Source organism: Streptomyces zinciresistens K42, assembly GCF_000225525.1.
GTDB lineage: Bacteria > Actinomycetota > Actinomycetes > Streptomycetales > Streptomycetaceae > Streptomyces > Streptomyces zinciresistens.
This window is the reverse complement of the sequence record NZ_AGBF01000335.1, coordinates 1-4,311: the sequence shown is the minus strand read 5'-3', so window position 1 is coordinate 4,311 and position 4,311 is coordinate 1. Positions and strand designations below refer to the sequence as shown.

Sequence of the window (4,311 nt, the reverse complement as noted above, 5' to 3'; positions counted from 1 at the left end):
GCTCATGGAGGGCCCCCTCCAGATCGTCGACGTCCTCCGGACCGGCCAGGGGGCTGGCCGGCAGCCGGGTACTCTCCTCGAAGATCTCTTGCGCGCGGCGGTAGGACAGCCGTGCCTGTTCGGTGATCGGGTACCAGGCCGGGTTGCGACCTCGCCGGGGCCGCTCGGTCGCACCGTCCTTGGCGCCGATCTTTCCGCGCTCGTCCGTGGTGAACTGGTCCTCCACGTGGGCAGCACCTTGTCGGCTCGGCCCGCGCTCGCGTAGAGGTAGGCTCCCAGAAAGCCTTGCCCCTCAGCGAGGCATCGAGCCGCCGTCCGGTGCCTGCCCCCGGCGGGCCCGGGGGCCGCCCGTACTATGGGCAGGTGACCGGTAACAGCCTGCGGCCGATGCGTGTGTGCCCTGCGGGGCGCCGGCCGCTGTTGCTGATCCTGGCGCTGCTTACCGGGCTGCTGGCTATGCATGGTCTGGCACCCGCTGTGGTGCCTATGGGCGGTGCAGGAATGTCCGCCCACTCCGCCACGGTCCCGGCTGATATCGCGCCCGTGCACCAGAACGGTGACGGCTGCCAGCACGCGAACAACGCCGGTGCGGGCGGAAACATGGAGCATGCGGACCCCACCTGCGCGGCCCCACGCACCGGCGTGACATACACGCCTCCTGCCCTCGCTCTCGCTTCCGCCCCGCATAGTGTCTCCGAGGTGCCGTCGCGCGCCTCGGCGGCCGGGAGCGCCGAGGGGCGGGCCCCGCCCGATCTGGCCCAGCTGCAACTCCTGCGGATTTAGAGGCACCCGCACGGCACCCGTTCACGCCCATTTTCCGGGCTGATGGCGACCGTGGCTCATGCCTTTCATCCACTGTGCACCGCACATACCAAGGAGTTGCCTCCGTCATGACCTCACACCGTTCCCTGGCCCGCCGGGCTGCCGTCGTCGCAGCCACCGTCACCGCCGCCGTGGCGCTGGCCGCCTGCGGCGACAACAGCAACGACACGTCCTCCGGCTCTGCCGGCCACGACATGAGCTCGATGACGCCCAAGACGTCCGCTCCCGCCTCCACAGGCAGCCGCAATGCCCAGGACGTGGCGTTCGCGCAGGGCATGATCGTCCATCATCGTCAGGCCGTCGCCATGGCAGACCTCGCACCCGGCCGGGCTAAGTCACAGGAGGTCAAGGACCTGGCCGCGAAGATCAAGAAGGCGCAGGACCCCGAGATCACCACGATGTCGGGCTGGCTCAAGAGCTGGGGCGAGGACGTCCCTGCCGCCGGCAAGAGCGGCATGGACCACTCCGGCGGCGACTCCATGTCGGGCATGATGAACGACGCCGACATGGCCAAGCTGGACACGCTCTCGGGCGCCGCCTTCGACACCGCGTTCCTGAAGATGATGATCGAGCATCACCAGGGCGCGATCGCGATGGCCGAGACCGAGCAGTCCAAGGGAGCCTATGGCCCCGCCAAGGACCTGGCCAAGACCATCGTCACCGCCCAGTCCGCCGAGATCAGCCAGATGAACACCATGCTCGGCAAGTAATCGGCACGCCGCGTGGTGGGGGTGCTGTGCACTCCCACCACGCGGTCTCGGACGCGCCCGCGCCAAGAGGCCGGTCAGCCCGGGCGCGGCCTAGGGCCTGTGTGACGTTGTGATCAGCCAGTTGCCTTCAGCAGGTCGTTGATCCAGATCATTGAGGCCCGGAGGTGGAGGCCGGCGAGGTAGCTCTCGGGCGACTTGTCGTATCGAGTGGCGATGCCCCGCCAGGCCTTCAGCTTGTTGATGAGCCGCTCGACCGTGTTCCGCTCCTTGTAAAGATCACGGTCGTGGCACGTGGGGCGGCCGCCTCGGCGGCCCTTCTTCTTCCGGTTGGCGGCCTGGTCCTTCTTCTCCGGAATGACTGCCTTGATGCTGCGTTTACGCAGGTAAGAGCGGTTGGCGCGGGACGAGTAGGCCTTGTCCGCGGCCACAGCACCGGGCCGGGTCCGAGGCCGGCCCACAGGCAGACGGACCCGGATCTTCTGCAGCACGGGGACGAACTGCGGGCTGTCGCCGGCCTGTCCTGCGGTCAGCACGAGAGACAGCGGACGGCACCTGCGGTCCGCGGCGAGATGAATCTTGCTCGTCAGTCCGCCGCGGGACCTGCCCAGCAGGGCTTGGTTCAGCCGGAACCTGCGCCGTCGCCTGATACGCCGTCGCTCTTCCTGCCCGGGGTCGCCCCCGCCGTCCTGCCCGTTCTGTCCCGGCTTGCCGCCCCTTTTTGCCGGGCCCGCTCCTGCTCGGCGGCGGCTTCCTCAAGGGCATCCATGACGTCCTTGCCGAGGTGCATCCCGGCCGCGTCGTGGTGAGCGCGGGCCGTAGTGGAATCCACGCTGACCAGGGATAAATCCACCCGTCCCCGGCGAGCGGCCTCGGCGATCATGCCTTCCAGAAGAGCGGAGAAGACCCCGGCGTCCCGCCAGACGCGAAAGCGCCCGTAGACCGTCGGCCATGGTCCGAACTCGGCAGGCATCTCGCGCCACTGGGCGCTCGACCGGAACCGCCAGATCACCCCCTCGAACTGCTCCCGCAGTCGCTCGGGGTACGGACCGTACTCGCCTATCGGCAGGTACGGCTCGATGAACTCCCACTGCTCGTCGGTGAGTTGCGTACGTGTCACACCCAGCGTCCTACCAGGCCCCACCCCCGCGCGGGACCAGAACCCGAGAATGATCACGACCTCACACAGGCCCTAGCGGCGGGTTTTGTCCGCCCGCGGCCCGGTTACCCATAGGGCACCCCGCGGGCCCACGCGGCGCGCCGTCCGGCGGCCGGCCTTGCGGGGGCGGTCAAGGAGAGCACCCCCGATGAGCAGTGCCGTGAACGACATGCTGGACGCCTACCCCGCCGACCTCGGATCGGTCGACCGGGACAAACCCGCCCGCTGCATCGAGGAATGCATGGCCTGCGCACAGGCATGCACCGCGTGTGCGGACGCCTGCGTGTCGGAGGAGATGGTCGCCGACCGGGGCTTCACCCCGAGTCGTGGACACCGTTTGCTATGCGGCATCGGCCAGCGTAACTGATCGTTGTTCGAAGGCGATCGGGCTGATCTGGCCGAGTGCGGAGTGCCTCCTTCTCGTGTTGTAGCGAGTAACCCACCGGAACACCGCAAGACGCGCCTCACGCGCTCCTGGCCAGCGTTTCCTTCCCTGCAGGGTCTCCCGTTTCAGGCTTGCGTTGAAGGATTCGGCGGCGGCGTTGTCCGCCGAGGTTCCGACCGCCCCGCGCGATCTGGTCACGCCGAGTTCACGGCACACGTCCGCGAACTCCTTCGATGCGTACTGGGCGCCGTTGTCGCTGTGGAATATCGCCCCATCAAGGGTTCCGCCACGGGTACGAGCCGCAGCCCGGAGCGCATCGGTGACCAACTCGGTGCGCATGTGGTCGGCGATCGACCAGCCCGCCAGCCGTTTCGAGCACAGGTCCAACACCGTTGCCAGATAAAGGAATTGACCGTCACCGACAGGCAGGTAAGTGATGTCGCCGACATACTTGGTGTTCGGCTCGCTCGCGGTGAAGTCACGCCGCAGCAGATCGGGCACCGGCGTCGCGGACGGCTCGGGGACGGTGGTCCGGACCTTCCTGCGCAGGTGCACGCCCTGAAGGCCGATCCGGGCCATCACACGCGCGACCCGCTTGTGGTTCACCTCGATCCCGGCTTCCTGCAACTCGGCCGTGATCCGCGGGACGCCGTAGGTACCGTCGGACTCCTTGTGGATCTCCCGTATCCGCCGGGCCAGGCGGGCATCGGACCGCGCCCGCTCCATGCGGGCCGGGGCGCCCTTCAGCCACCGGTAGAACCCGGACCTGGAGACCTCCAGGACCCGGCACAGCCGCTTGACGCCGAACGCGCCGCGATGATCATCAACGAACTGGAAACGGCTCACCAGTTGGTCTCGCCGGCGAAATACTTCGCGGCCCTCCGCAGGATCTCCCGCTCGGTCTCCAGCTCCCGGATCCGAGCCCTGAGCTGCTTGTTCTCTTCCTTCAGCACATCGTCGGAGGGTACATCCACGGCCTGTGCCGCCCGCGGCGAGCCACTCACGGCCGCCCCGCGGCCCTTCCGGGCCCGCTCGACCCGCACCCAGTTCCGCAGCGTCTCCCGACTGACCCCCAGGTCCTTGCTGACGCCCTCGAACGTGTTCTTCGGGTCCGACAGGTACAGCGCGACAGCGTCCGCCCTGAACTCCGCCGAGTACACCTTCATCACCATCAGTGACATCTCTTCCTCTGGACCCTCAAGGTCCAGTGTCCAAGGTGTCCACGCTCAAGGGTCAGG

Annotated in this window: 3 protein-coding genes and 3 pseudogenes; 3 read left to right on the top strand and 3 right to left on the bottom strand. The window is 68.1% G+C overall.

The genetic code is table 11. From position 1 onward, the window contains the following. Positions 1 to 226 (bottom strand): annotated as a pseudogene (locus SZN_RS42100) (site-specific recombinase); the annotation flags it as partial. Between the two features lie 161 nt (positions 227 to 387). Here SZN_RS42100 and SZN_RS43030 point away from each other — a divergent pair. Then, on the top strand, positions 388 to 783 hold the full coding sequence (locus SZN_RS43030) for a DUF6153 family protein (RefSeq protein WP_086021496.1): 396 nt from the start codon (positions 388 to 390) through the stop codon (positions 781 to 783). Between the two features lie 107 nt (positions 784 to 890). After that, a complete protein-coding gene (locus SZN_RS35780) occupies positions 891 to 1,532 on the top strand; it encodes a DUF305 domain-containing protein (protein ID WP_007505193.1) in 642 nt (213 codons plus the stop codon). Positions 1,533 to 1,645: 113 nt separating this feature from the next. Here SZN_RS35780 and SZN_RS39470 read toward each other — a convergent pair. Continuing rightward, positions 1,646 to 2,649: pseudogene (locus SZN_RS39470) on the bottom strand (IS5 family transposase). Between the two features lie 187 nt (positions 2,650 to 2,836). Between SZN_RS39470 and SZN_RS35765 the strand changes: the two are divergent. Further along, positions 2,837 to 2,995 (top strand): annotated as a pseudogene (locus SZN_RS35765) (four-helix bundle copper-binding protein); the annotation flags it as partial. 33 nt (positions 2,996 to 3,028) lie between these two features. On the opposite strand, the gene SZN_RS35760 reads toward SZN_RS35765, so the two are convergent. Further along, a protein-coding gene (locus SZN_RS35760) for an IS3 family transposase (RefSeq protein WP_086021497.1) occupies positions 3,029 to 4,245 on the bottom strand; the annotation gives its coding sequence in 2 pieces (ribosomal slippage) (positions 3,029 to 3,930 and positions 3,930 to 4,245; 1,218 coding nt in all). Between the last annotated feature and the right edge of the window lie 66 nt (positions 4,246 to 4,311).

Excerpts from the sequence above, each read along its gene's own strand:
- SZN_RS35780 (WP_007505193.1), top strand. The coding sequence starts at position 891 with ATGACCTCACACCGTTCCCTGGCCCGCCGGGCTGCCGTCGTCGCAGCC.
- SZN_RS43030 (WP_086021496.1), top strand. The coding sequence starts at position 388 with ATGCGTGTGTGCCCTGCGGGGCGCCGGCCGCTGTTGCTGATCCTGGCG.